Genomic DNA, 25,514 nt, shown 5'->3' on the forward strand with positions numbered 1-25,514 from the left:
GGAGTGAAAATGTACGATATTTCATTTGTAATACCCGTTTATAATGAGGAAGGCAACATAAAACCCCTTTACAAAGAGATAAAAAGGGTTGCTGATATAATTGCATCCTCTTATGAAATAATTTTTGTAGATGATTCAAGCAATGACAATAGTCTTCAAGAAATCAAAGAGGTAGCCCTAATAGACAGCAATGTAAAATATATATCTTTTCTTGAAAATAGAGGGCAATCTGCAGCTCTTTACGCGGGGTTTCAAAAAGCTAGCAAATCTGTCATTATAACAATGGATGCAGACATGCAAAATGACCCTGGTGATTTATTGGAAATGATTAAGCTGTATGGAAAATATGACATGGTAAACGGCTGGCGTAAAAACAGAAAGGACACCCTGTCAAAAAAAATAGGAAGTAAGATTGGCAACTTTGTAAGAAATAAAATGACAAAAGAAACAATTCATGATACAGGCTGTGCTTTAAAAATAATGCGGGCTGATATGTTAAAAAAAATTAAAATGTTTAAAGGCCTTCACAGGTTTTTACCGACACTTATGCGACTTGAAGGTGCAAAGGTCATTGAAGTACCTGTAAACCACAGAAAAAGGGAAATCGGGGTATCAAAATATAACAATTTTAACAGGGCCATTGAAGGTTTTTACGACCTTATTGCAGTTAGATGGATGATAAAACGTCATCTTGATATCAAAATAAAGGAAGAAAAATGAATATTACTGAAACAACACTTTTAATAATTGGATTTACCGGGCAATTTTTCTTTTTTATGCGCTTTTTTGTTCAGTGGATTTATTCTGAAAAACATAAAAAAAGTGTCATACCTGTTGCTTTCTGGTATTTTAGCCTGCTCGGGAGCATCTGCTTACTTGTTTACGCATTGCTTCGCAAGGATATAGTGTTTATAGTAGGCCAATCCACAGGATTTATAATCTATACACGAAATTTATACTTCATAAAAAAAGAGAGGCAGAAATTAAATGCATAACAAAAAGATTTACTGGTTTATTGCAATATATTTTGTAATTGCAGCTTTTCCTATAAATTTTATTCCCCTTTTTGAAACTACTGAGGCAAGGTACGCAGAAATTGCATGGGAAATGGTAAAAACCGGAGATTTTGTAGAGCCAAGATTCAATGGTATCAAACATTTCCACAAACCTCCCTTTGTTTACTGGATAAATGCTATTGGTATGAAATTATTTGGAGTTAACGGGTTTGGAGCAAGATTTTTTGAAGTATTGGCTGCCGGATTAATTCTCTTTGTAACCTACAGGTTATCTGAAATTTTACTTAAAAATAAAAACAAATCCGAGGCTTCTGTTTACATCCTTTCATCAAGCATGCTTTTTATTGCTGTTTCAAGAATTGTATCCACAGATATTTACCTTACGCTTTTTACTATTTTGGCTCAGTATGTTCTTTTCAAGCAAATCTATTATAAAAAAGCTACAAGTAACTCTATTTTTTATGGAATATTTTTAGGCCTTGGTTTTTTAACTAAGGGACCAATTATATTTTTATTTACAATTTTACCATTCATTTTATGTAAATTTTTTGACAGTTCTCATAGAAAAGTTTTTAGTTTCAAGGATGTAATTTTATCAACTTCAACCTTTTTAATAATATCTTTGCCCTGGTATATTGCTGTTATTATAAAAAATCCTGAGCTACTGAACTACTTCTTAAAGGTGCAAACCGTTGACAGAGTTGCAACCAATAGATTTCACAGATATCAACCTTTTTATTTCTTTTTTGCAATATTTGCAGGCACTTTTTTTCCTTATATTGTCCCTTTCATAAAGGGTTTGAAAGATAGTTTGAAAGCTTTTAGACAAAAGATTTCGCTTTTTGTATATATAATTGTGCCTTTTATTATATTTACCATCTCCAAAAGCAAACTGGCAACCTATATATTACCTTTTTATCCTCTTGCAAGTATTATTGCGGCCGAATATTTGGATGCAAATATGATAAACTCCAGGCTGTTTAAGTCATTGTCAATAATTTATGCCTGTATATTCCCTTTGGTACTTTTAGTAGCCCCATTTGTATATGTTGACCTTAGAGAATACTATATCCCTATAGCGGCATATCTGATTTTAAGCATTATTTTACTAGTCAATATTATCAAGAAATTCAACCTTTTAAACTTTACAATGTTTATAATTTTCAGCTCCTTCTGCATATACAGTTTGCTTCCTGTCTTGGGCCCAAATATAAAAGGATACAAAAAGATGACCGAACAAATTATCTCACTTGACCCGCAAAAAAAGCATGAAGTCCTTACTTATAAATCATTTATCCCATCCATTTCATTTTACAGGCAGAAAATTACTGTCGCCGCACTTGGCAAAGAGCGTGAAGTACAATTTGAAGACAACAATGAATACAAAAAATATTATATAGATTCCAAAAAAGATTTGGAAAATTTTTTCTTGGACCACAACTCTTTTTTTCTTGTAACAAATGATAAATACATAAACGAAATTGAGTCTTATGGTTATAAATGCACTCTTCATTTCAAACAAAGAAAGGATTCAATGTATTTTTGCGAAAAACAAAATTTATAGTCTGTATTATTTTAAAACACAGTTTATACAATTTATATTAATTATTTTTTATCATAACTCTTTAGTGTGTATTAAAGTATACTAAACTTATCGCATATCTGATTGATAATTATGGTCTTAGGTTTGTATATTGTATACAATCCTGTTGACACTAACAATATTTTATGTTATCCATATATTGGTCAAATTTAACGCTGTTTGTTTGTTAAATAAAATTAGTCGAGGTGTATGATGCCAAGAAAAGATTTAATCACCTATCCAAAGAAAGTTTCCTACAGGAAACACACAGGAATGGTGGCCTGGTTGCTCCACAGAATCTCCGGAGTAATCATAGGCCTTTATCTGATTTTCCATATTTTAGGAAAATCCGGTGTAGCAGAGTGGTTTACATCCCTTACCGCTAACCCTGTAGCAAGAGTTATAGTGCTTCTTGCTTTCACTTTCCACGCATTTAATGGGTTTAGAATCGTCTTAATTGACTTTGCTTCGGGCGCAGAAAAGGATGTTTTTTCAAAACAGTTTATGGTTGTTCTCTTCCTTACTGTTGTAGTGCTGATTATTGGCGCTTTCCCAATATTTTCTTAAAGGAGGGATGTAATGAGACAATTCAAGTTTAACGGTTCAAGTGATAGCGGCGTTTTCGAATGGCTGCTTCAGAGAGTTTCAGGTGTTATTCTGATACTTGTAATTTTTATCCATTTTTTCTCAATGCTTAAGTCCGGCGATTGGGGGCTTAAAAAGATTGTTTTAGGACCTCTTTTTGCTTTTGGAATATTTCATACATTAAACGGTTTTAAGATGATAACTGATGATTATGTGTCCAGCACAATATGGAGAGCAATAATACTTGCTATCTACTGGATAGTAGGTGTCACTCTAACAGTCCTTGCTCTCGGCGTTGTTTCAAGCTTATAAAAAATTTAGAGAGGTTAAGTTATGTCTGTAAAAATCGAGTATCATAAATTTGATGTTGTAGTTTTTGGAGCAGGTGGAGCCGGTCTCAACGCAGCTCAGGTTGCTTCTCAATATTGCAGCACTGCTGTTATATCTGAAGTATACCCAACACGTAGCCATACTATTTCTGCTCAGGGTGGTATCTCTGCTGCTCTTGGAAACCTTGAAGAAGACCACTGGCACTGGCATATGTTTGATACTGTAAAAGGGAGTGACTATCTTGCCGACCAGGATGCATGTGAGTACATGACAAAGCTCGCACCACAATATATAATTGAGCTGGAACACATTGGTGTACCTTTCAGCAGAACTCCTGAAGGTAAAATTGCTCAAAGGCCTTTTGGTGGGCATACTGCTGAGTTTGGAAAAAGACCAGTCAAAAGAGCATGCTATGCCGCAGACAGAACAGGCCACGTTATGCTTCAAACTCTTTATGAAAAGGCAGTTGCACAAAAAACACAGTTTTTCAGTGAATTTTATGTTCTTGAGCTTCTTGTAAATGATGGTGCAGTAAACGGTTTACTTTGCTGGGATATTCAAAATGGTGGATTCCACATCTTTCATGCAAAAGCTGTTGTTTTTGCAAGCGGTGGTTGTTGTAGAATTTTTAAAACTAACTCCAATGCACATATAAACACCGGTGATGGGCTTGCCGTAGCTATGAGAAAAGGTTTCTCATGGTCTGATGCTGAATTTATACAGTTTCACCCGACCGGTATTTACCTTGCCGGTAACCTTATTACTGAAGGTGTTAGGGGTGAAGGTGGTATCCTTCTTAACGCCAACGGCGAAAGATTTATGGAAAAATATGCACCTACCATTAAAGACCTTGCGCCACGTGATATTGTTTCCCGTTCTATGGTAAAAGAAGTTTTGGCTGGTCGCGGTGTTGGCCCAAAAAAGGATCATGTTCTCTTGAAAATTGATCACATTGGTGCCGAAGCTATTATGGAAAAATTGCCCGGTATTCATGAACTTGCTCTCGTGTTTGCTGGTGTTGACTGTACTAAGGAGCCAATACCTGTAATGCCTACTGCCCACTATCAAAACGGTGGTATTCCAACAAACTATAAAACTCATGTAATCAAAGGATTTGGTTCAAACCCTGAAGAGACTGTTCCTGGCTTTTTTGCTGCCGGTGAGATTGCTTCTGCTTCAGTTCATGGTGCAAACAGACTTGGTACAAACTCACTCCTTGACCTTGTAGTGTTTGGAAGAACAGCTGGCGAAGAAGCAGCAAAATACGCCAATTCTATTTCATTCGTACCTCTGGCAGAAAATGCTGGTCAGGAAGGTGTTGAGTTGTTGCAAAAGTTTTTAAACAGCAACGGTGAAAATACCTTTGGTCCGGTATATGAAGAGCTTAGGACAGTTATGGAAACAAATGTTGGTGTTTTCAGGACGGAAGAGTTAATGACTGAAGCAAAAGAGAAACTTCAGGTGATTAAAACAAAAATGGATAACTTCAGGGTTAATGATAAGTCTTCCATATACAACCTTGAATTAATTGAGGCCCTTGAATTAAATAATATGATCTTGGTTTCTCAGGCTCTTACTGAATGTGCACTGCTCAGGAAAGAGTCAAGAGGCGGCCATGCAAGAGAGGATTATCCTGAAAGGGATGATGCTAACTTCCTTAAACACAGTGAGGTTACTCTCGATAAGGATGGCAACATTGTTGTCGGTTACAGACCTGTAAGAATGAAGCCTCTTACGGTAGAACCTTTCCCTGTAAAACCAAGGGTATATTAATTAGGAGGACAAAATGAGCAAATTCGTTACTTTTGAAATATTCAGATATGACCCTGAAAAAGATAAAGAGCCTTACTACCAGACATATAAAGTTGAGATTAGAAGGCCTGGCATGCTCATGCTCGAGGGTCTCAACCAGATAAAATGGGAGCAGGATACTACACTTGCGTTTAGACGCTCCTGCCGCGAAGGTGTTTGCGGCTCTGATGGTATTAATGTTAACGGTGTCAATATGTTATCATGTATGACAAAAATTGAGGATTTAGGATCTGATCATCTTGTTATTCAGCCGCTCCCTGGCATGCCTGTAATGAGAGATCTTGTTACGGATGTGGATGATTTTTTTGAAAAGTTTATCACAGTTAAACCTTATCTAATCAGAAAATCTCCTGCTCCTGACAAGGAATTTTATCAGTCCCCTGAAGATAGGAAAAAACTCGACGGACTTTATGAATGTATACTTTGTGGCTGCTGCTCTTCTTCTTGTCCGTCATACTGGGCTGACAAAAAGTACCTTGGGCCTAATGCTTTCTTAAGAGCTTACAGATATTTAATTGACTCAAGGGATGAAGGTGCTGAGGAAAGATTACCTATATTAAATGATAAAAACGGTGTTTGGCGTTGTCACACAATTTATAACTGTGTTGAAGCTTGCCCAAAAGAACTTAACCCGACAAAAGCAATTGTTGGCATACGTCAGATGCTACTTGAAAGACAATATTAAAAAAGCCCGCTTACGCGGGCTTTTTTACTCCTTTATTATTTTTTTCTTCGCATTCTCTCTTACATTTTTAGAAAACTCTTCCATGTCCTTTAAAAATTTATATTCATATTTATCCTTATAGTCTTCAGCAGTTTTGTTCCCCATGATTACATCAAATAAATCATTATCAAAGATTTCCTTAAGAAATACATTAAGTCTTTTTATATCATCCAAATTGTACTTCTTTATGACAACTTCTTCTAAAAAGTCCTTGAGGAAATACTCATTTTCAAGCATTGCTCTTCTTGCACACTGAAATACACATTTTTTGAATTCAGGATTGTTTCTGATATCTTCCATCAGGCCTCCAAAATAAAAAAGTCCGCTTTTAAAGCGGACATTCATAACTACTTCATATTTTTTACCAGGTCTACTCCTGCTTTAAGAGCCTTTTTATTAAGCTCCTCAGTACCTTTTGGCACTTTACTTAACACACCTTTCTCAAGCTTATCATAGTCAAGCAGTTTGGTAATTTCATTTACAACACCGAGTGTAACAATATTAGCAACCATTGATTTACCTATATCCTCAGCAGCAGTCTTGATAATAGGGAGCGCATACAGTTTAAAGTTCCCTTTAGGTAAATCTTTAACCATCATACTGTCCACTATTACAACACTTCCCTCTTTTGCATCCTCTATAAATTTATCACATGCTTCCTGAGTAAGTGCAACAAGTACGTCTGACTTTATAACCTTAACGTAGTTTATCTCTTCATCACTTATTACTACTTCACCTCTTGCAGCTCCACCTCTTGCCTCAGGGCCATATGATTTAGTTTGTACGGCGTTTTTACCTGCATACACTGCTGCATAACCCAAAATTGCAGCAGCAGTAATCGTACCTTGACCACCAGAACCACCTAATCTTATATCTACTCTTGCCATTGTTTACTCCTATTTTTTTAATCCAACTGTAGCATCATAAGTTTCAAGATATTCAGGCTTTTCCTCTTTATGAAGAACCCCTATTGTAAACTTGCCAGCGAGTTCTTCAGGACTCATATTTTTAGCCTTTTCCACATTTACAGCACTATCTTTCATCCAAAGAAGCATTGATGTAGGAGTTTTAAACTTATTCTTCCTTCCAAATCCTGTAGGACAAGCATTGATAATTTCAACTACACTGAGACCCTTATGTTCAAGAGCCTCTTTTATCATCTTTTCACAGTGTGTTGCATGATAAGCAGTAGTTCTTGCAACAAAGCTTGCGCCTGCACCAATTGCAAGACTGGTAATATCAAAGTTATTTTCGGTCATTCCATATGGTGCAGTTGTTGCCCATGCACCTTTTGGTGTAGTTGGAGAGTATTGCGCACCGGTCATGCCATAAATATTATTGTTGAAAACAAAGACAGTTATGTCAATGTTTCTTCTACAGGCATGGATAAAGTGGTTACCACCGATTGCGGTCATATCACCATCACCGCCAAGTGCAATAACTTTCAGCTTTGGATTTGCAACTTTCACACCGGTGGCAAATGCAATTGACCTTCCATGTGTTGTATGAAGGGTGTTGAAATCCACATAACCAGGAAGCCTGCTACAACAACCAATACCTGAAGTAACTACAACATCATTCTTATCATAATTAAGGGAGTCAATAGCCCTTATCATTGATTTCAAAACTATACCGTATGTGCAGCCGGCACACCATATGTGTGGCAACTTACCGGGTCTTAAATATTTAGCGTAATCGTAAGCCATTTATACAAACCTCCTGATTTTTTCAACTATTTCCCCAGGAAGGATAGGATCAAGCATTAAGCTGAAGAGTCCCTCTACCTGACAACGACCTTTTGCTACTCTTTGAACCTCAAGTGTCATCTGACCAAGGTTCATTTCCGGAACAACTATCCCTTTAACATTGCCTTTATTCAAGATATTATCAATGTGCTTGTCAGGGAATGGCCAGATTGTAAGTGGCCTTAATAAACCTGCTTTTATCCCCTGATTTCTTGCTTCAATAACAGCATGTTTTGCAGACCTTGCAGAAACACCTATGGCAAAAACAAGTACTTCAGCATCATCTGTCATAAATTCTTCTACTTTCATAATATCATCGTAGTTTTTGTTTATTCTCTCAATGAGTCTGACAGTATTTTTTGTGTGAAGTACAGGGTCATTTGTTGGAAAACCGTCTGAATTATGGTGAAGACCAGTAACGTGATATCTATAACCTGAGCCAAATGCTGCCAATGGCACAAATTCCTTATCCATATCAAATGGCAGGTATTCTTCAGGTTTGCAATCAGGTTTTGGTCTTTCAATAACCTCAAGCTCACCTGGCTCTGGAATTTCAAGTTGTTCCATCATTTGACCTATAATAGCATCTGTTAAAACATATACTGGACAACGATATTTTTCAGCAAGGTTAAATGCTCTTACTGTTTCATTAAATTGTTCCTGAACTGATGCCGGGGTAACAGCAATCACCGGATGATCTCCATGTGTCCCCCATTTAGCTTGCATGATATCAGACTGGCTTGGACCAGTAGGCATACCAGTTGAAGGACCTCCTCTCATAACATCAACAATAACAACTGGAATTTCGCAAAGCATTGCATAACCAATATTTTCCTGCTTCAAAGAAAGCCCAGGTCCACTTGTTGCAGTTAAACTCTTGACACCGGCAAGAGATGCACCAATTACTGATGCCATTGCTGCAATTTCATCTTCCATCTGGATAAATCTACCACCTACCTTTGGCAATCTTTCAGCCATTCTTTCTGCAACCTCTGTTGAAGGTGTGATTGGATAACCGCCGTAGAACTTACAGCCTGCATAAAGTGCGCCTTCTGCCACTGCATGGTTACCCATCATAAATTCTAATTTTTTAGCCACGTGTATCCCCCTTAATCTTACTCTTTCTCTTTCTTATAAACAACAATTGCAAAATCTGGACATCTAAGTTCACACTGCATACACGCAATGCATTTTTCAAGGTCTTTTACTGCAACCTTGAAATCCACCATTTCAAGTGCATTTGTTGGGCATAGCTCAACACATATTTCGCAACCTTTGCACCACTTTTTATTGATTTCAATTCTCTCTGCTTTTGCCATTTACTACTCCCTATTATTTAAGAATTTTAGCAACAGTCTCCCCTATATCAGCAGGGCTAACCACGACATGAACACCTGCCGCTGAGAGAGCATCCATTTTTTCTTTCGCTGTACCTTTGCCGCCTGAAATAATTGCACCTGCGTGCCCCATTCTCTTACCCTTTGGAGCAGTCTGCCCAGCAATAAATGCAACTACCGGCTTTGTTATATTTTCTTTTATAAATTCTGCTGCCTCTATCTCCAATGTACCACCAATTTCACCAATCATCACAATAAGTTTAGTTTCTGGGTCTTTTTCAAAAAGAGGAAGCAAATCTTTATAACTTAAACCTATTATAGGGTCACCACCAATCCCAACCGCAGTGCTTACACCATAGCCTGCTTTTACAACCTGGTTACTTGCTTCATAAGTTAACGTGCCTGATTTGGATATAAGCCCAACTGGCCCTTTTTTGAAAATAAAGCCTGGCATAATGCCAATCTTGCACTCTTCTGATGTAATAATTCCTGGACAGTTAGGTCCAATCATCTTCATACCTTTTTTTACAGCATAAGCCTTAGCATACATCATATCTTTAACAGGTGTGCCTTCAGTAATGGTAACTGCCAATTCAATACCCGCATCGGCCGCTTCCATCACCGCATCAGCAACAAAAGCAGGTGGAACAAAAATCAAGCTTACGGTTGCCCCGGTTGCTTTAACAGCTTCTTCCACTGTATTGAAAACCGGCTTATCAAGATGAGTCTGGCCCCCTTTTCCTGGAGTTACTCCACCAACTATTTGTGTTCCGTATGCCATACATTGCTCAGCATGGAATGTACCTTCTTTTCCGGTAAAACCCTGTACAATTACTTTTGTATTTTTATTAACCAATATACTCATTTTTTACCCCCTGTTTGCAGCTTCAACGACCTTTTTGGCGCCGTCTTTAAGATCTTTGGCTGAAATAATATTTTTTATACCAGAATTATTAAGAATTTCTGCAGCTTCTTCCGCATTTGTTCCATCCAGTCTAACAACAACAGGCACTTCCACCTTTGTAAGCTTGGTAGCCTCAAGGATTCCGTTTGCAACCCTATCACATCTTACTATACCACCAAATATATTTACAAAAATGGCTTTTACATTAGGATCACGAAGGATAATTTCGAAACCTTTGGCAACAGTTTCGGCACTTGCACCACCACCTACATCAAGGAAGTTGGCAGGCTGTCCGCCCTCATGCTTAATGATATCCATTGTTGCCATTGCAAGGCCTGCGCCATTAACCATACAACCAACATTTCCGTCAAGCTTGATATAACTGAGTCCATATTTACCTGCTTCAATTTCAGTTGGTTCTTCCTCAGTCAAATCGCGCATTGCCAGAATTTCTGGTTGTCTGTAAAGGGCATTATCGTCAAAACCCATTTTTGCATCAAGTGCAAGAAATTTTTTGTCCTTTGTGCGAATTAATGGGTTTATTTCGATAAGGTTTGCATCGTAATCCATATACACATGATAAACTGCCTGTGCAAAGCTGATAAACTTATTTACCTGCTCTTTTGGAAGACCAAGTCCAAATGCAAGTTTTCTGCCATGAAATCCCTGAAATCCGATTGCAGGATCTATTTCAACCTTAATAATCTTTTCGGGGGTTTTTGCAGCCACTTCTTCTATTTCCATTCCGCCTTCAGTAGATGCCATCATAACCGGTTTTTCAGAAGCCCTATCTAATACCATCCCAAGATAAAACTCTTTTTCAATTTCAGCACCCTCTTCAATATAAATTCTGTGAACCCTTTTCCCTTCCGGTCCGGTCTGATGAGTAACCAGTGTTTTACCTAAAAGTTCTTTTGCATACATTCCAACTTCTTCAGTTGACCTTGCAAGCTTGACACCACCGGCCTTACCTCTACCACCAGCATGTATCTGAGCTTTTACAACCCAGACATCCAGATCGCCGCCAAGTTGCTGAGCAGCCTTAACTGCATTTTCAGGTTTGAATGCTACAAACCCTTTGGGAGTTGGAACCCCGTACTTACGAAAAATTTCTTTTGCCTGATGCTCATGAATGTTCATAACTCACCTTCCTATTATGATTGTTGTTTCGAATACCAATTCAAATTTTGCTTTTAATACCATATTTTCACTCTTTCAACCATAATTTTAAGGTGAGCTATTTTTAAAACGGGGTGTCACTACACCCCGTTAACCCATTATTAATTTTTAAAGAAATCCTAACCTTTTCATGTCCTCAACAAGATTCTTAACTGCATTTACAGAGTTATCAAACATTGCCTGCTCTTCGTCGTTGAGGTCAAGTTCGATAACCTTTTCAACACCGTTGCCGCCAAGAATGACAGGAACACCAACATAAAAATCTTTAACGCCATATTCGCCGTCAAGATAAGCACATACCGGAAGAACTCTCTTCTGATCCTTCAGTATTGCTTCAGCCATCTGAATTGCAGAAGATGCTGGAGAATAAAAAGCTGAGCCTGTTTTGAGAAGCTTAACAACTTCACCACCAGCCTGCTTGGTCCTTTCAACCATTGCAGTCATTACTTCTTTTGCTTTTGCTTTGTCATTATATTTCTTTTCAAGAAGCTCCATAACAGGACAACCATTAACATTGGCATAGCGAACAAGTGGAACCATAGTGTCTCCATGGCCACCAAGTACAAGTGCATTAACATCTTTAACAGACACACCAAGCTCCCAAGATATAAATGTTGCAAATCTTGATGAGTCCAAAACGCCAGCCTGCCCCATTACCCTGTTTGCAGGAAATCCTGTGACTTGTTTCATAAGTGTTACCATCGCATCAAGCGGGTTAGAAATAACAATTACATATGAGTCCGGCGCATACTGCTTGATCCCTTCAGCAACCGATTTGATTATTTTAGCATTTGTAGTAAGAAGATCATCCCTGCTCATACCAGGTTTTCTTGGCAATCCGGCAGTCACAATAACAATATCTGCGCCTTCAATGTCCTTGTATTCGTTTGTCCCCTTCAAGCAAACATCAAATCCATCTACCCTTGATGCTTCGGCAATATCAAGAGTTTTACCCTGAGGCATATCCTCAACGATATCAAACATTACAACATCACCAAGCTCTCTCAGAGCTGAAAGCTGAGCCAAAACTCCACCAATCTGTCCACCACCTATCAAAGCTATTTTAGGTCTTTTAAAAGCCATATTAGCCCCCTTTTATATTTTTTTACCTGCGAAATACAGGTTGTGTTCCCAAATTTCAAATAGAGGGGCAACCCCCTCTACATTACATATTGTCAATAATTTCATTGTAAATACTACTTGGCCTCATTGCTGCTTCTGCTTTTGCAGGATCTGGTCTGTAGTACCCACAAATGTCAACCGGCTTGCCCTGACACTTAATCAGGTCTTCATCAATTTTTGCAGCATTTTCAGTCAATGCTTTTGCAACCTTTTCAAATTTTGCCTTCAACTCTGCGTCATAATTTTGAGCTGCCAGAGCCTGTGCCCAATACAGCGAAAGATAGAAACTGCTTCCTCTGTTGTCAATTTCCATTACCTTTCTTGAAGGCAGTTTCTGATTCTCAAGATACATCCCAATTGCCTCGTCAAGAGTTTTTGCAAGAACTTCTGCCTTTTTATTATTATAGTTTCTTGCAACAAGTTCCAACGATGGCACTAACGCACAATACTCGCCAAGTGAATCCCAGCGCAAATGACCTTCTTTTAAAAATTGCTGGACATGCTTTGGTGCTGAACCACCTGCACCAGTCTCAAAAAGACCTCCACCTGCAAGAAGCGGAACAATGGATAACATTCTTGCAGAAGTGCCAAGCTCTAAAATCGGAAACAGGTCTGTAAGGTAGTCTCTCAGAACATTACCTGTGGCTGATATTGTATTAAGTCCCTTTCTAATTCTTTCAAGAGAAAATCTCATAGCCTCCACAGGAGCCATAATATGCCACTCAATCCCATTAGTATCAAATTCAGGTAAATATTTTTCAATTTTCTTAATTATCTCGGCATCATGCGCTCTGTTTTTGTCAAGCCAGAAAACTACAGGTTCACCGGACTCTTTTGCCCTTCTAAAGGCAAGGCCAATCCAGTCCTTAATTGCAACGTCCTTGGTCTGACAGGAACGATAAATATCACCTTTCTCAACATCCTGTTCCATCAAAATAGAGCCATCCTCTGCAACAACCTGAAACTTACCCTTTGCCTCTGCTATAAAGGTTTTATCATGAGAGCCATACTCTTCTGCTTTCTGAGCCATCAATCCGACATTTGAAACACTACCCATAGTTGCCGGATCAAATTGGCCATTTTTCTTGCAGTCCTCTATTATTTCACTGTACATTGTTGCGTAACATCTGTCAGGAATCATGGCAATCGTGTCTTGCAACTCATCATTTTTATTCCACATTTTGCCGCCATCTCTTACAACAACAGGCATTGAGGCATCCACAATTACATCATTTGGTACGTGTAAGTTAGTGATATTGTTCCTTGAATCAACCATTGCAAGCGCTGGACCCTTCTCATAGCATTTATCTATGTCAGCAAGAATCTCCTCTTTCTTATCTGCTGGCAATTTTTCAAGTTTAGCCAATATATCCCCAAGGCCGTAATTTGGATTTGCACCAATCTGCTTCAATGTTTCACCATGTTTTTCAAATACATCTTTAAAATACACAGACACTGCATGACCAAACATTACAGGGTCTGATACCTTCATCATGGTAGCTTTAAGGTGTAGTGAAAGAAGCACATTTTTGTCTTTTGCCTCTTTGGCAGTCTTTTCGTAAAAATCCCTCAATTTTGCAACATGCATTACAGAGCTGTCAAACACCTCGCCTGCAAGAAGTTTGACCTCTTTTTTTACCTGAACATTCCCTTTTTCATCAACAAATTGTATTTTAACAGTCTGAGCTTTATCCGTAGTTATAGATTTTTCAGACCCGTAAAAATCACCTTCTTCCATATGGGCAACTCTGCATTTTGAGTCCTTTGGCCACTCTTTCATCATTTTATGAGGATTTTTTTGAGCAAATTTCTTTACAGATTTTGCTGCCCTTCTATCAGAATTACCTTCACGAAGGACAGGATTAACAGCTGAGCCCAAAATCTTTGAGTATCTCTCCTGAATCTTTTTCTCCTCCTCAGTTTTAGGCTCTTCAGGATAATCAGGAACATTATATCCTTTCTCCTGAAGCTCTTTAATAGCTGCTTGCAGTTGTGGTACAGATGCACTGATATTAGGAAGCTTAATAATATTTGCCTCAGGCTTTTTCACAAGTTCGCCCAGCTCAGCCAAATAGTCCGGTATCCTTTGCTCCTCTTTTAAATAATCAGGAAAAGCCGCAATGATTCTTCCTGAAAGCGAAATATCCTTCAGCTCAACTTCAATACCTGCTTCCTTTGCAAACTTTTTAACCACAGGATAAAAAGCATAGGTAGCAAGAGCAGGTGCCTCATCAATTTCTGTCCATATTATTTTTGGAGTTCCCATAGCCATAAACATCTCCTTCTCACTTTTTTATTTGTAAATCTATAACAGTATTTCAATTTGGAACACACACAATTTACACTGTATACAGTATACAGATATAAACCATATCCCTTTAATTGTCAAGAAATATTGAATAATTTAATAGTGAGGTTTAACATGCCAGTATAACGAGTTTTTTCAAGAAACAGTGTATTAAAAAAATCTATACCACACATAAACCAATGTTTTACAAAATTGGGGAGCACATTTCGTGCTCCCCAAAAGCTGTTATGAATACTGAAGAACTACCTTTTCCATTTTATCAAATTCAAGATACCTGTAAATCTCGCCTTTTTTCGGAGTAATTTTTTCATTAAATATTTTAAAGTACTCATCAACTGTAGGGAGTTTTCCAAGGAGTGCGGCAATAGCTGCAAGTTCAGCTGAACCTAAAAATACCTGCGCCCCATCGCCAATCCTGTTATCAAAATTTCTTGTTGACGTTGAAATTACGGTTGAATTTGATCTTACCCTTGCCTGATTACCCATACAGAGTGAACACCCGGGAATCTCCATCCTTGCCCCTATTGTTGAGTAGATAGAGTAATAACCTTCACTCATCAATTGAGCCTGATCCATTTTGGTAGGAGGTGTCAACCAGATTCTGACAGGCGCTTCTTTACTGCCTTCCCAAATTTTGCCTGCTGCCCTGAAGTGCCCTATATTGGTCATACATGAACCTATAAACATTTCATCTATCTTTGTGCCTGCGACTTCAGATAACAGCTTAACATCGTCTGGATCATTTGGACATGCAAGAATAGGTTCTTTTATATCAGCAAGGTCTATTTCTATTACAGCAGCATATTCAGCATTTTCATCCCTTGAAAGAAGTTCAGGTTTCTCAAGCCACTTTTCACAATTTTCAATCCTTCTTTTCAATGTATCAGCATATTGATAACCATCTTCGATCATTTGCTTCATCAATGCAATATTGCTTCTCAGAAAGTTTGCAACAGTTTCTTCAGAAAGCTTAATTGTGGCTGCAGCAGCAGACCTTTCAGCAGAAGCATCTGTCAATTCAAAAGCCTGTTCAACAGTCAGGTTAGGCAACCCTTCCATTTCTAATATACGACCATTGAAAACATTCTTTTTACCTTTTTTCTCAACGGTTAAAAGTCCCTGCTTAATAGCATAATACGGAATTGCATTTACTACATCCCTTAGCGTTATCCCCGGATTTAAATCCCCCTTAAACTTGACAAGTACCGATTCAGGCATATCAAGAGGCATAAATCCCAATGCACCTGCAAAAGCTACAAGACCTGAGCCTGCGGGAAAAGATATACCTATTGGGAATCTTGTGTGTGAATCGCCACCGGTACCAACTGTATCAGGAAGCAGCAATCTATTAAGCCATGAATGAATTACCCCATCACCAGGTTTAAGAGCCACCCCTTCCCTTTCAACTACAAATTGAGGTAACGTTTTATGCATTTTAACATCAGCTGGCTTTGGATAAGCTGCAGTATGACAGAATGACTGCATAAAAAGATCAGCCTGAAATTTCAAACAGGCAAGCTCCTTCAGTTCATCTGCAGTCATCGGACCTGTAGTATCCTGAGAGCCAACAGTTGTCATCACTGGCTCACAAGATGTACCTGGTAGTACACCCTCAAGGCCGCAAGCTTTTCCAACAATTTTTTGTGCAAGGGTATATCCTTGATTTGGCTTTGGTTTTGGATTTTCTGCCCTTATAAATATATCGGACTCAGGAAGCCCAAGAAATTTTCTCGCTTTGGCAGTAAGTGCCCTACCGATAATAAGATTTAATCTTCCACCGACTCTGAACTCATCTCTTAATGTAGGTGGTTTGATTTCAAATGTTGAAACCACTTCACCTTTTTCATTTCTTATTTCACCTTTTTTGGTGTCTATGGTTATGATATCACCTGTATTAAGTTTTGTAACATCACACATTATGGGAAGACCACCGGAATCCTGAGTAGTATTAAAGAAGATAGGAGCGATAAGACCGCCCAAAATAACCCCGCCTCTCCTTTTATTAGGAACATAAGGGATATCATCACCAATGTGCCACATTACTGAGTTACAAGCTGATTTTCTGGAAGACCCAGTACCTACAACATCGCCTACAAAAGCAACTTTTAACCCTTGCTTTCTAAACTCCGCTATTTTTTCATTTCCACCAGGAAATCTTGTTTCTCCCATTGCCAGAGCATGAAGAGGGATATCAGGCCTGCTCCAAGCATGTTTGGCAGGTGAAAAGTCGTCTGTATTTATCTCTCCGTCAACCTTATAAACAACCACCTTAATCTCATCTGCCAGAGGTTCTTTAGAGGTAAACCACTCGGCATTGGCCCATGACTGTATAACTTCTTTTGCAAACTTATTAGACTTTGAAAGTTCAGCCACTTTATCAAAAGAATCATATACCAGTATAGTATTTTTCAATCCTTTTGCTGACTCTTCTGCGAGCTCATTATCGCTTAAAAACTCCACCAGATACTGGACATTATATCCACCAAGCATTGTACCCAACATAAAAACAGCATCTTTTTTTGACACGACAGGGGATTTCACTTCACCCTTTGCCACCTTGTGAAGCCACTCAGCTTTAACCTTTGCTGAAGGGTCAACACCAGGCGCAACTCTGTCCCTTAAAAGTTCAAGATAAAATTCCTCTTTCCCGGGTTCTGGATTTTCAAGCTTCTTGCACACAAACTCAGTCATCTCAGGGCTTAATGGAAGAGGGGGTATATTCATCTTTTTTCTTTCTTCAACATGTTCCAAATATTTTTCCAACATAACCATACCTCACAAAAGTATTTTGTATTCTGTATACAATTTTATTTTCCATTTGTCAAAAATTTTTTAAAACATCTTTTTGAATAAAAACTTAGGGGAGAAAGATTCGATTCAAAATGATAAAAATATCTAATACGCATTATTACATTTAACAATATTACCATTATTATCAATAAGTAAAGCAAATATTTACTCGACAAAATGATTTTTTTGAAATAAAATGATGTTAAATTTGCAGCAAAATAATTCTAAACGGAGGTAACTTATGGCAACACCAGATTTTTTTTATCAGGAACCTTTTCCTTTAGGAAAAGAAAAAACTAAATACAGACTCCTTTCAAAAGATGGAATTTCCGTTAAAGAATTTAACGGACAACAAATGCTTGTTATCGAACCTGAAATGCTCACCTTTTTAGCCAATCAGGCTATGAGGGATGTTTCATTTCTGCTGAGGGCAGAGCACAATGAAATGGTAGCAAAAATATTATCTGACCCTGAGGCTTCTGAAAATGACAAGACAGTTGCGCTTGCATTTCTGAAAAATGCTGAAATATCTGCCAAGTTTGAACTTCCTTTTTGTCAGGACACAGGTACAGCCACTATCGTTGCCAAAAAGGGGCAAAATGTCTTTACAGGTGCAAATGACGCCGAGTATTTAAGCAAAGGTGTTTATAAAACCTATACCGAAGAAAACCTCAGATACTCTCAGACTGTTGCCCTTGATATGTACAAAGAAAAAAACACGGGTACCAACCTACCTGCACAGATTGATATTTACGCAACCGAAGGGGATGAATATAAATTCCTGTTTGTGGCTAAAGGTGGTGGAAGTGCCAACAAAACATACCTTTTCCAGGAAACCAAAGCACTACTTAACCCTGAGAAACTTGAAAAATTTCTTATAGAAAAGATGAAAACAATTGGTACTGCAGCCTGCCCGCCTTATCACCTTGCATTTGTTATAGGCGGAACAAGTGCTGAAGCAAACCTGAAGACTGTCAAACTTGCTTCAACCAAATATCTTGATGAACTTCCTACCACCGGGAATGAACACGGAAGAGCATTCAGAGATCTTGAACTTGAAGAAAAACTTTTAAAAGCAGCCCAGGAACTTGGCCTTGGCGCTCAATTTGGTGGGAAATACTTCTGCCATGATGTGAGAGTAATCAGACTCCCAAGACATGGAGCGTCATGTCCTGTTGGAATGGGGGTATCTTGCTCAGCAGATAGAAATGTAAAGGCAAAAATCAACAAAGACGGTATCTGGCTTGAAGAGCTTGACAGAAATCCGGGAAGACTCATACCTGACGAATACAGGACAAAAGAGGAAGCAGGTATTCCAATCGATCTTAATAGACCAATGAGCGAAGTTTTGGCAGATTTGAGCAAATATCCTGTAGGGACTGCGCTGAGACTAAACGGTACTCTTATAGTTGGAAGAGATATAGCACACGCAAAATTTAAAGAAATTATTGACAGTGGCAAAGAAGTACCTGAATACCTTAAAAAACATCCGATATACTATGCCGGTCCAGCCAAAACTCCTAAAGGAAAACCTTCAGGTTCATTTGGTCCTACAACCGCTGGTAGGATGGACTCCTACGTTGATCTTCTTCAATCCCACGGTGCGTCAATGATTATGATTGCCAAGGGGAATAGAAGTCAGCAGGTAACAGATGCATGTAAAAAATATGGCGGTTTTTACCTTGGAAGTATCGGAGGTCCAGCGGCACTTCTTGCAGAAAAAAATATCAAAAAAGTTGAATGCATAGATTTTCCTGAGCTTGGAATGGAAGCAGTATGGAAGATTAAAGTAGAAAATTTTCCTGCCTTTATACTTGTGGATGACAAAGGGAATGATTTCTTTGCAAAGTTTAAATAAACAACAAAAAAAGGCGGCCGATTGGCCGCCTTTTTTATAGTAATTTTCAATAATTATTTTAAAACAGAACCTTTAAGACTTATAGCATAATCTTCGTCAACAAAAGGGTGCATATCCGGAAAGTTTTTAAAAAGCCACCCGTCAAAAACAAGTTCTTGAGCCTTATAAATTTTAACTTTTGCAGCAGGATTGTTTTCATCTGCAGACTTTGAAGTCATAAAACTATTTGCATCCATTACAAAATCAGGGAGGTAATACTCAACCTCAATAGTAAGATTTGTCCCAACAGCCTGAGCCTTCTGACCTATCAACACTTCAGTTTCAAAGTCTTTATTGGATTTTTTATCACTAACAGCGATAATAACACTTTTAAATTTCTTTACAACTTCCTCAGGTACACTGATTCTTTTTTCCTGAGGTACTTTTTGACTACTTTCCTGAGATGAAACGGCAGGCTTTTCAGACTGTTGCGTCTGAATTGGCTGCCCATTGGTAGCACTATTTTCTGTATTTTCATCTTTCACAGTATTCTGAGAACAAGCAAACAAAAACATTCCTAAAACCACTACAATCAACTTTTTCATTCATTCCTCCATATTCCATCTCTAAGACATCTGTATATCTTGAAGTATATAAAAGTGTATAAAATGAAATACACCTAAAATCAAGCATTTTTTATATCTCTTTAAAAAAATATCACAATTTACAAAATATGCTCAAAGCCCCACTTAGATATATCAATAAACATATTTCTTCTTTTCAAAAATACACCACTTCCTTCAGCTACAACACCAATTTCACGAATCCTATCTTTAAATTGATAAGTCAAATGGCTGAAATTTTCCTTCATTTCACTATTTACAGTAAACATTAAAGCAAACTCCTCTCCGGAAGAGATGGCATATTTAATTTTGTCGGATAAATCAAAGTCATTGAATATTGTAGTATCAAGCATATCCTCATGAATAATTATCTTAACCCGACTCATTTCTGCCACATGCAAAGCATCTCTCCCCAAACCATCACTTATATCTATGCAACTTGTAACCATTCCTGAATTTCCAAGTAACCTGCCCAACTCAATCTCCGGCTCATTATTATAATGTAGATATGGGTTTATGTCCCACTCTCTTACTCCAAGCTCCTTCTCAAGGGATAACTTTGACAAACCAACAGACCTTGACAAATAAACCAAATCACCCGGTTTTGCCCCGCTTCTTTTCAGGACATCTTTATAAGACTTACCAATTACTGTTAATGATAAAAATAGACCTGATAAGCTGCTGGTAGTATCTCCGCCTATCAGGCAAATGTTATATTTTTCTGTCATTTCGTTAATTGAAGAAATAAGTTCATCCATATAAGGATAACCAGAGGGGATTGAAATACCAAGCAAACAATATTCAGGATAGCCACCCATTGCACATATATCGCTGATATTTGACACAAAAAGTTTTTTTATAACAAACTTAATCGGGGTAGATGGTAAAAAATGAACATTTTCAACCAGCAAGTCCTTTGCAATCAATAAACCTTCTGCATATGCTGCATCATCACCTATTGATAAAATATCCTTTTCAGGTTTTTTCTTGAGCTTGTTTATAAATTCAAACTCATCCATACAAAATATCCAGAAATCTTTTAACGGTTTCCCCCGGATTTTCCGCAGAGCAGATTGCACTTGATACAGCCACACCAGAAAGATTCGTACCTTTAAAAAACTTTACGTTTTCAAGATTAATGCCCCCAATTGCAACACCGGGCAAATCGGTTTCACTTTGTAGAGAAATAACCCCACCAGGGCCTATGACATTTCTTAAGTCGTTTTTAGTGCCGGTATAAAATGCCGGGCCAATACCTATATAATCGGCACCGGCATCCTCAGCAACCTTAACATCCTCATAATTGTTGCAGGAGTAACCTACAATTATATCAGGAAAACTCAATTTCACAACTTTAGCAGGAATATCTTTTACCCCCAGGTGGACACACCCTGCACCAACTGATAATGCAAGATCAAGTCTATCATTCACCACAAACATAGCGTCATAATATTTCAATACTTTTAAAATCTCTTGAGCGATATAGTATCTTTCATTAGCAGTTTTGTTTTTATCCCTCAGCTGTATTGCAGTAACTCCCGCAGCTAAAACTTCCTCAAGAAAATTTTCAAGTGGAAGTTTTAACATCTCTGTCTCAAGAACAAGATAAAGTTTCAGGTATTTTTTTATTTCCTGTCTATATTTACTGCACATAATTTTCCGCACATTGTACAGGAATTTACATCGCTATTTTTCTGAAATTTTTGCCTTGCTCTTACCGGGTCAATTGCAAGAGAAAACATCCCTTCCCAGTCAAGGTTTTTTCTGTAAATACTCATCTGTATATCCCTTTCCATTGCTCCGGGATACCCTTTTGCAATATCAGCAATATGGGCTGCAATCTTTGACGCTATAACCCCTTCCCTGACATCTTCCATATCGGGCAAACACAAATGCTCAGCAGGTGTAACATAGCATAGAAAGTCTGCACCGGCAGCACCAGCTATCGCTCCTCCTATTGCACTCGTGATATGGTCATAGCCAGGAGCTATATCTGTTGGCAGTGGACCTAAAATATAAAAAGGCGCCTCATCACAAAGCCTTTTTTGAATAATCATATTGGCTTGAATCTGGTTAAGCGGCACATGACCTGGTCCTTCAATCATTGCCTGAACATTTTTCTCTTTTGCCCTTGCTGCAAGCTCACCCAAAATTATAAGCTCGTCAATCTGACCTCTATCGGTCGCATCGGCTATTGCCCCCGGCCTGAAACCATCACCAAGGCTTAAAGTAACATCATATTTATATGCTATATCAAGCAAATCATCATAATATTCAAAAAGGGGATTTTCTTTTCCATTCTTTCTTATCCAGTCAGCTAAAATCGAACCACCACGGCTTACAATACCACATATCCTGTTTGACCTGTCCATTCTTGCAACCGACTCCTTTGTAACACCGCAATGTACAGTTATATAATCAATCCCCTGCCTGCACTGTTCTTCAATAGATTTTAGCAACGCATCCCCATCCATTTTATGTGTAGGCATATCTTTTTCTGCAAGTCTTGCTGCAACAGCATAAATAGGCACTGCCCCAACCATTACAGAAGAATTTTCAAGAATCATTTTTCTGATTTTATCAAGGTCGCCACCGGTTGAAAGGTCCATAACACTGTCAGCGCCAGCATCAATTGCAACTTTAAGTTTTTCCATCTCTCTTTCATAAGTCGGGCAGTCACCGCTCGTGCCGATATTTGCGTTTATCTTAGTTCTCATTTTTTTGCCGATAGCCATTACCTTTTCAAATTCTCTGTTTTTATTCTTCGGGATTACAATCTTCCCCTGAGATATAAGGGTCATCAATTCTTCAATTTCAATATTTTCATCCTGCGCAATTTTTTTCATCTCCTCGGTGGGAGTTTTAAGTTTTGCTGCCTCAAGCTGTGTCATTTCAATCCTCCGAATTTATACTAAAAAAGCCACCCGACGCAAAAACGGGTGGCTTAATTATCTAAGTCATACTCCGTTTCCTACGCCGGCATTACCCGGTTCAGGTTCAGGGGTATCTCTCAGCCTTTTTAAGGCACCCCCACGGAAATTTTAGAATTATTATAGACAACTTTTGTTTTTAAGCAAGTTTTTTTATGTGAGAAATAACTTTTATCTTTAACAATAAAAATTAATCGGTACTTTTCTACTGACAATCGGTGTACCTGCTTTAAAATTCTGCTTGAATTTAATCTGGAAAAAATCTATTAACTCCCCATGAATTTAATTTACAAGACCACTAAAGAAATTTTGATAGAATTTATAGACAGAGCAAAATTTGACATAGTCGCTGTGCAACATAATTTTCTGTTGAGACTGGAGGGGACAGTAGATTTTCTAAACCCCGTAGAAATTGTAGAATCTCTTGGCACATCGGCAATTTTTGGAAAAAAATGTATCGCCTTTATGGATAAGCTCCCATATTATAAAATTAAAAATCTCTTGAGCGGCACATTTATTATTGTAAGCACTAAAATACCTGACGATATAACCATCCCCACTTTATTTTGTAAAAATACTGAGCAATTAGGCTACTTCCTTGAGACAGCGTATGAAATCTCGCTGGACACACGTCTGCCTATAAATATTGTTTTATCTGAAACATCTGTTATAAATTTTGCAAAAGAATATTCATTTGCCATAGACAATCAGCAAAGCAGGCAAAATATTACAAAATCAAATTTAACTCAGGCTGAGGAGTATGTTATTGAGGAAAAACTTTCACTTGCAGAGGCAATACTGAGCAATAAAATGCCAAACATTCTTGAGCAAAAAATATTATCTTTTAAATTTGAAGGCTCTTTTTTTAACTACATAATACCTCACTTAAAACCTCCTTTCAAACATCAGATTTACAATGCATATGACTCGGAAATAAAAGAATTTGCGAATATAATTGGTAAACTGGGGATTACTTGCGAAGTTATAAAATATAATGACAATATCAATGATATAAAGACGAGGCCTTCTCTCTGTCCCGGTTGCCCTTTTGTAAGTATTTTCAGCAAAATGAATCTGAAAGAATACTTTGTATTTTCAGACATAAACTGCAAGAGCATATATGAAATATTTGATATTATCCCCTTGAAAATAAATGAGTTTTACGGCATATTGATATCGGAAGTAAAGCAAAATTTTCTTTTTATAACCAATTATTCCAGCTTTAGCCAAAAATATCTTAAAAATGTAAACATTGACGGCAAAGTAATATTACTGAAAGATACCGATATCGACCGCGAATTTTTCAAGTTTATAAAATATCCTTTTAAAATATCAAAGGCAAATTTTATTTTTCCATACTCATGCGACAATATCGCCTCGTACAAAATACCTAAATTAAAATTAGAAAAGTGCACTTGCGCAGCAAATTCAAAAATTCCCGTTTGTATAGATAACACATATTGCCCCGCATTAAAAATCAAAGGGGGCAAAATTGATATAGACTCTTCATTTTGTACTGGCTGTAGGGCGTGTGTTTCTTATTGCACAAACGGAGCCTTAAAATGAATTATAAAGTTTATATAGTCGGCAACATGAATGACAACAAACTGATAGATATTATAAAACTTATACTGACTACCGCAGAAGAGTCAGATTATTCAATAAAACTATATTCTGCAACACCTGATAACCCTTTTTCTTACGGAAAAATTTACATAGAGCTTAAAGGGAGCAATAAAGAAATTTATAAAAATATAATTGCTGATTTTGAAAATGCAGTCATTGAAGCTGATAGCCTTGAAGTATTAAGGGACGAAAATCCTTTTGGATTGCTTGGAAAATTATTAAAAATGATTGAAGACATTAATCCTTCTTATATTATAGGATATCTCCTCAGCAAAAATATGTCAAAAGAGCTTGAGATATTTAAAGGCAATTTTTATTAAACAAACTGCTTTTCAGAAAAAACAAGTGCCTCAAATCTAAATATTTTTGCGTCCTTACTCTTCCAGCAATCACCTGCAAGTCCGGCCTTCAAGCATGTATGCGTCAAAAAAGTCTCTCTGTCGAAATTGTGCTCAACTGCCACCTGCGGCAGCAAGACTCCCGAATAAAAACCTTTTCTTATATAAATTCCATCCCTACCTATTACAATATCATCCGGAGCACATAAAATCATAGGGGACAAAACGGATATTTCTATATCACACCGATTTAATTCATTAATATCAGAAATAGGTGGAAATCTTGGGTCACTAAAAGCCGCGCTGACCGCCATCTCCGATACATTTTTAACTATATTTACATCATCCCTGAAATTTCCTATACACCCTCTGAGCATCCCTTCAAGATGCAAGGTAACAAAACACCCCGAATTAAAGTTTAGATTTAATGGTATCTCCTTTATTTCATACTTCTTGCCAGAGAGTCTGCCTTCAATGCTTTTTCTGGCAATTTTCAGCAAAAAAACCTTATCTTCCTGTGTAATTTTAAACTCACCATTCATTGTTGAAAACCTGTTGAAAAATTTATTCTACAATGAGTTAGCAGCTTTCTCAAGAATTTATTGCAGTAAAAAACTATTCTTTTACAACAAGTTACAAAAGATGTTGATATTTCCTGAATTTCTTTGTCAAGCATTTTTTTTATTTTATTTTTGTTGAAAACTTGTTTAATAAATCCACAAAATA

Annotated in this window: 25 protein-coding genes and 1 riboswitch; of the genes, 10 read left to right on the forward strand and 15 right to left on the reverse strand. The window is 37.6% G+C overall.

Translation table 11 applies throughout. From position 1 onward, the window contains the following. The first annotated feature begins 9 nt into the window (after positions 1-9). The 7 genes from ACTCAF_RS00945 (at position 10) to ACTCAF_RS00975 (ending at position 6,010) form a co-directional block, all read left to right on the forward strand. Positions 10-720, forward strand: coding sequence for a glycosyltransferase family 2 protein (locus ACTCAF_RS00945; RefSeq protein ID WP_463061428.1), 711 nt, complete (start codon positions 10-12; stop codon positions 718-720). Beyond that, entirely contained in the window at positions 717-995 is a 279-nt protein-coding gene (locus tag ACTCAF_RS00950) for a lipid-A-disaccharide synthase N-terminal domain-containing protein (protein ID WP_463061429.1), read from the forward strand. The genes ACTCAF_RS00945 and ACTCAF_RS00950 overlap by 4 nt, the downstream gene beginning before the upstream one ends. Continuing rightward, positions 988-2,580: an ArnT family glycosyltransferase gene (locus ACTCAF_RS00955; protein ID WP_463061430.1), complete on the forward strand. Its 1,593-nt coding sequence runs from the start codon at positions 988-990 to the stop codon at positions 2,578-2,580. The genes ACTCAF_RS00950 and ACTCAF_RS00955 overlap by 8 nt, the downstream gene beginning before the upstream one ends. A gap of 231 nt (positions 2,581-2,811) precedes the next feature. Further along, the gene (locus ACTCAF_RS00960) at positions 2,812-3,165 is read left to right on the forward strand and encodes a succinate dehydrogenase, cytochrome b556 subunit (protein ID WP_463061431.1); all 354 of its coding nucleotides are present in this window, start codon (positions 2,812-2,814) and stop codon (positions 3,163-3,165) included. A gap of 12 nt (positions 3,166-3,177) precedes the next feature. Then, positions 3,178-3,495, forward strand: coding sequence for a succinate dehydrogenase, hydrophobic membrane anchor protein (locus tag ACTCAF_RS00965; RefSeq protein WP_463061432.1), 318 nt, complete (start codon positions 3,178-3,180; stop codon positions 3,493-3,495). Positions 3,496-3,516: 21 nt separating this feature from the next. Continuing rightward, entirely contained in the window at positions 3,517-5,286 is a 1,770-nt protein-coding gene (gene sdhA / locus ACTCAF_RS00970; RefSeq protein WP_463061433.1) for a succinate dehydrogenase flavoprotein subunit, read from the forward strand. A gap of 13 nt (positions 5,287-5,299) precedes the next feature. Further along, on the forward strand, positions 5,300-6,010 hold the full coding sequence (locus ACTCAF_RS00975) for a succinate dehydrogenase iron-sulfur subunit (protein WP_463061434.1): 711 nt from the start codon (positions 5,300-5,302) through the stop codon (positions 6,008-6,010). A gap of 24 nt (positions 6,011-6,034) precedes the next feature. Here ACTCAF_RS00975 and ACTCAF_RS00980 read toward each other — a convergent pair whose 3' ends face one another. The 10 genes from ACTCAF_RS00980 to acnB all read right to left on the reverse strand — a co-directional run bounded on the left by ACTCAF_RS00980 (position 6,035) and on the right by acnB (position 17,410). Then, complete coding sequence (locus tag ACTCAF_RS00980) at positions 6,035-6,349, reverse strand: succinate dehydrogenase assembly factor 2 (protein ID WP_463061435.1); 315 nt, start codon at positions 6,347-6,349, stop codon at positions 6,035-6,037. A gap of 47 nt (positions 6,350-6,396) precedes the next feature. Then, complete coding sequence (locus tag ACTCAF_RS00985) at positions 6,397-6,936, reverse strand: 2-oxoacid:acceptor oxidoreductase family protein (RefSeq protein ID WP_463061436.1); 540 nt, start codon at positions 6,934-6,936, stop codon at positions 6,397-6,399. Between the two features lie 9 nt (positions 6,937-6,945). Beyond that, positions 6,946-7,755, reverse strand: coding sequence for a 2-oxoacid:ferredoxin oxidoreductase subunit beta (locus ACTCAF_RS00990; protein ID WP_463061437.1), 810 nt, complete (start codon positions 7,753-7,755; stop codon positions 6,946-6,948). Beyond that, positions 7,756-8,892 (reverse strand): 2-oxoacid:acceptor oxidoreductase subunit alpha, encoded by a 1,137-nt coding sequence (locus tag ACTCAF_RS00995; RefSeq protein ID WP_463061438.1) that lies wholly within the window; start codon positions 8,890-8,892, stop codon positions 7,756-7,758. 17 nt (positions 8,893-8,909) lie between these two features. Next, positions 8,910-9,113 (reverse strand): 4Fe-4S dicluster domain-containing protein, encoded by a 204-nt coding sequence (locus tag ACTCAF_RS01000; RefSeq protein ID WP_463061439.1) that lies wholly within the window; start codon positions 9,111-9,113, stop codon positions 8,910-8,912. A 13-nt stretch (positions 9,114-9,126) separates the two neighbouring features. Further along, positions 9,127-9,996, reverse strand: a complete 870-nt coding sequence (sucD, locus tag ACTCAF_RS01005; protein ID WP_463061440.1) for a succinate--CoA ligase subunit alpha — start codon at positions 9,994-9,996, stop codon at positions 9,127-9,129. A gap of 3 nt (positions 9,997-9,999) precedes the next feature. Next, positions 10,000-11,175 (reverse strand): ADP-forming succinate--CoA ligase subunit beta, encoded by a 1,176-nt coding sequence (gene sucC / locus ACTCAF_RS01010; protein ID WP_463061441.1) that lies wholly within the window; start codon positions 11,173-11,175, stop codon positions 10,000-10,002. A gap of 147 nt (positions 11,176-11,322) precedes the next feature. Further along, positions 11,323-12,297: a malate dehydrogenase gene (gene mdh, locus ACTCAF_RS01015; protein ID WP_463061442.1), complete on the reverse strand. Its 975-nt coding sequence runs from the start codon at positions 12,295-12,297 to the stop codon at positions 11,323-11,325. 82 nt (positions 12,298-12,379) lie between these two features. Further along, positions 12,380-14,602, reverse strand: a complete 2,223-nt coding sequence (locus ACTCAF_RS01020) for an NADP-dependent isocitrate dehydrogenase (RefSeq protein WP_463061522.1) — start codon at positions 14,600-14,602, stop codon at positions 12,380-12,382. Between the two features lie 267 nt (positions 14,603-14,869). Continuing rightward, positions 14,870-17,410 (reverse strand): bifunctional aconitate hydratase 2/2-methylisocitrate dehydratase, encoded by a 2,541-nt coding sequence (gene acnB / locus ACTCAF_RS01025; protein ID WP_463061443.1) that lies wholly within the window; start codon positions 17,408-17,410, stop codon positions 14,870-14,872. 265 nt (positions 17,411-17,675) lie between these two features. Here acnB and ACTCAF_RS01030 point away from each other — a divergent pair, with 265 nt between their 5' ends. Further along, a complete protein-coding gene (locus ACTCAF_RS01030) occupies positions 17,676-19,292 on the forward strand; it encodes a fumarate hydratase (RefSeq protein ID WP_463061444.1) in 1,617 nt (538 codons plus the stop codon). A 53-nt stretch (positions 19,293-19,345) separates the two neighbouring features. Here ACTCAF_RS01030 and ACTCAF_RS01035 read toward each other — a convergent pair whose 3' ends face one another. From ACTCAF_RS01035 to thiC, 4 genes are all read right to left on the reverse strand, one after another. Then, positions 19,346-19,876: a hypothetical protein gene (locus ACTCAF_RS01035; RefSeq protein ID WP_463061445.1), complete on the reverse strand. Its 531-nt coding sequence runs from the start codon at positions 19,874-19,876 to the stop codon at positions 19,346-19,348. Between the two features lie 119 nt (positions 19,877-19,995). Beyond that, positions 19,996-20,913 carry a thiamine-phosphate kinase gene (gene thiL / locus ACTCAF_RS01040; RefSeq protein ID WP_463061446.1) on the reverse strand — a complete coding sequence of 306 codons (918 nt, stop codon included), beginning with the start codon at positions 20,911-20,913 and terminating at the stop codon, positions 19,996-19,998. Continuing rightward, the gene (gene thiE / locus ACTCAF_RS01045; RefSeq protein WP_463061447.1) at positions 20,906-21,547 is read right to left on the reverse strand and encodes a thiamine phosphate synthase; all 642 of its coding nucleotides are present in this window, start codon (positions 21,545-21,547) and stop codon (positions 20,906-20,908) included. Before thiE ends, thiL begins: the two co-directional genes overlap by 8 nt. Next, complete coding sequence (thiC, locus tag ACTCAF_RS01050; protein ID WP_463061448.1) at positions 21,520-22,785, reverse strand: phosphomethylpyrimidine synthase ThiC; 1,266 nt, start codon at positions 22,783-22,785, stop codon at positions 21,520-21,522. Before thiC ends, thiE begins: the two co-directional genes overlap by 28 nt. Before the next feature lie 60 nt (positions 22,786-22,845). Beyond that, positions 22,846-22,936: riboswitch (TPP riboswitch) on the reverse strand. Between the two features lie 164 nt (positions 22,937-23,100). Between thiC and ACTCAF_RS01055 the strand changes: the two genes are divergently transcribed. Together ACTCAF_RS01055 and ACTCAF_RS01060 are read left to right on the forward strand one after the other, a co-directional pair. Further along, a complete protein-coding gene (locus ACTCAF_RS01055) occupies positions 23,101-24,390 on the forward strand; it encodes a 4Fe-4S binding protein (RefSeq protein WP_463061449.1) in 1,290 nt (429 codons plus the stop codon). Further along, positions 24,387-24,770 (forward strand): hypothetical protein, encoded by a 384-nt coding sequence (locus ACTCAF_RS01060; RefSeq protein WP_463061450.1) that lies wholly within the window; start codon positions 24,387-24,389, stop codon positions 24,768-24,770. Before ACTCAF_RS01055 ends, ACTCAF_RS01060 begins: the two co-directional genes overlap by 4 nt. On the opposite strand, the gene amrA is transcribed toward ACTCAF_RS01060, so the two are convergent. Continuing rightward, positions 24,767-25,330 carry an AmmeMemoRadiSam system protein A gene (gene amrA, locus ACTCAF_RS01065; protein ID WP_463061451.1) on the reverse strand — a complete coding sequence of 188 codons (564 nt, stop codon included), beginning with the start codon at positions 25,328-25,330 and terminating at the stop codon, positions 24,767-24,769. The two genes, ACTCAF_RS01060 and amrA, sit on opposite strands and share 4 nt — an antisense overlap. Between the last annotated feature and the right edge of the window lie 184 nt (positions 25,331-25,514).

The organism is Deferrivibrio sp., assembly GCF_055117995.1.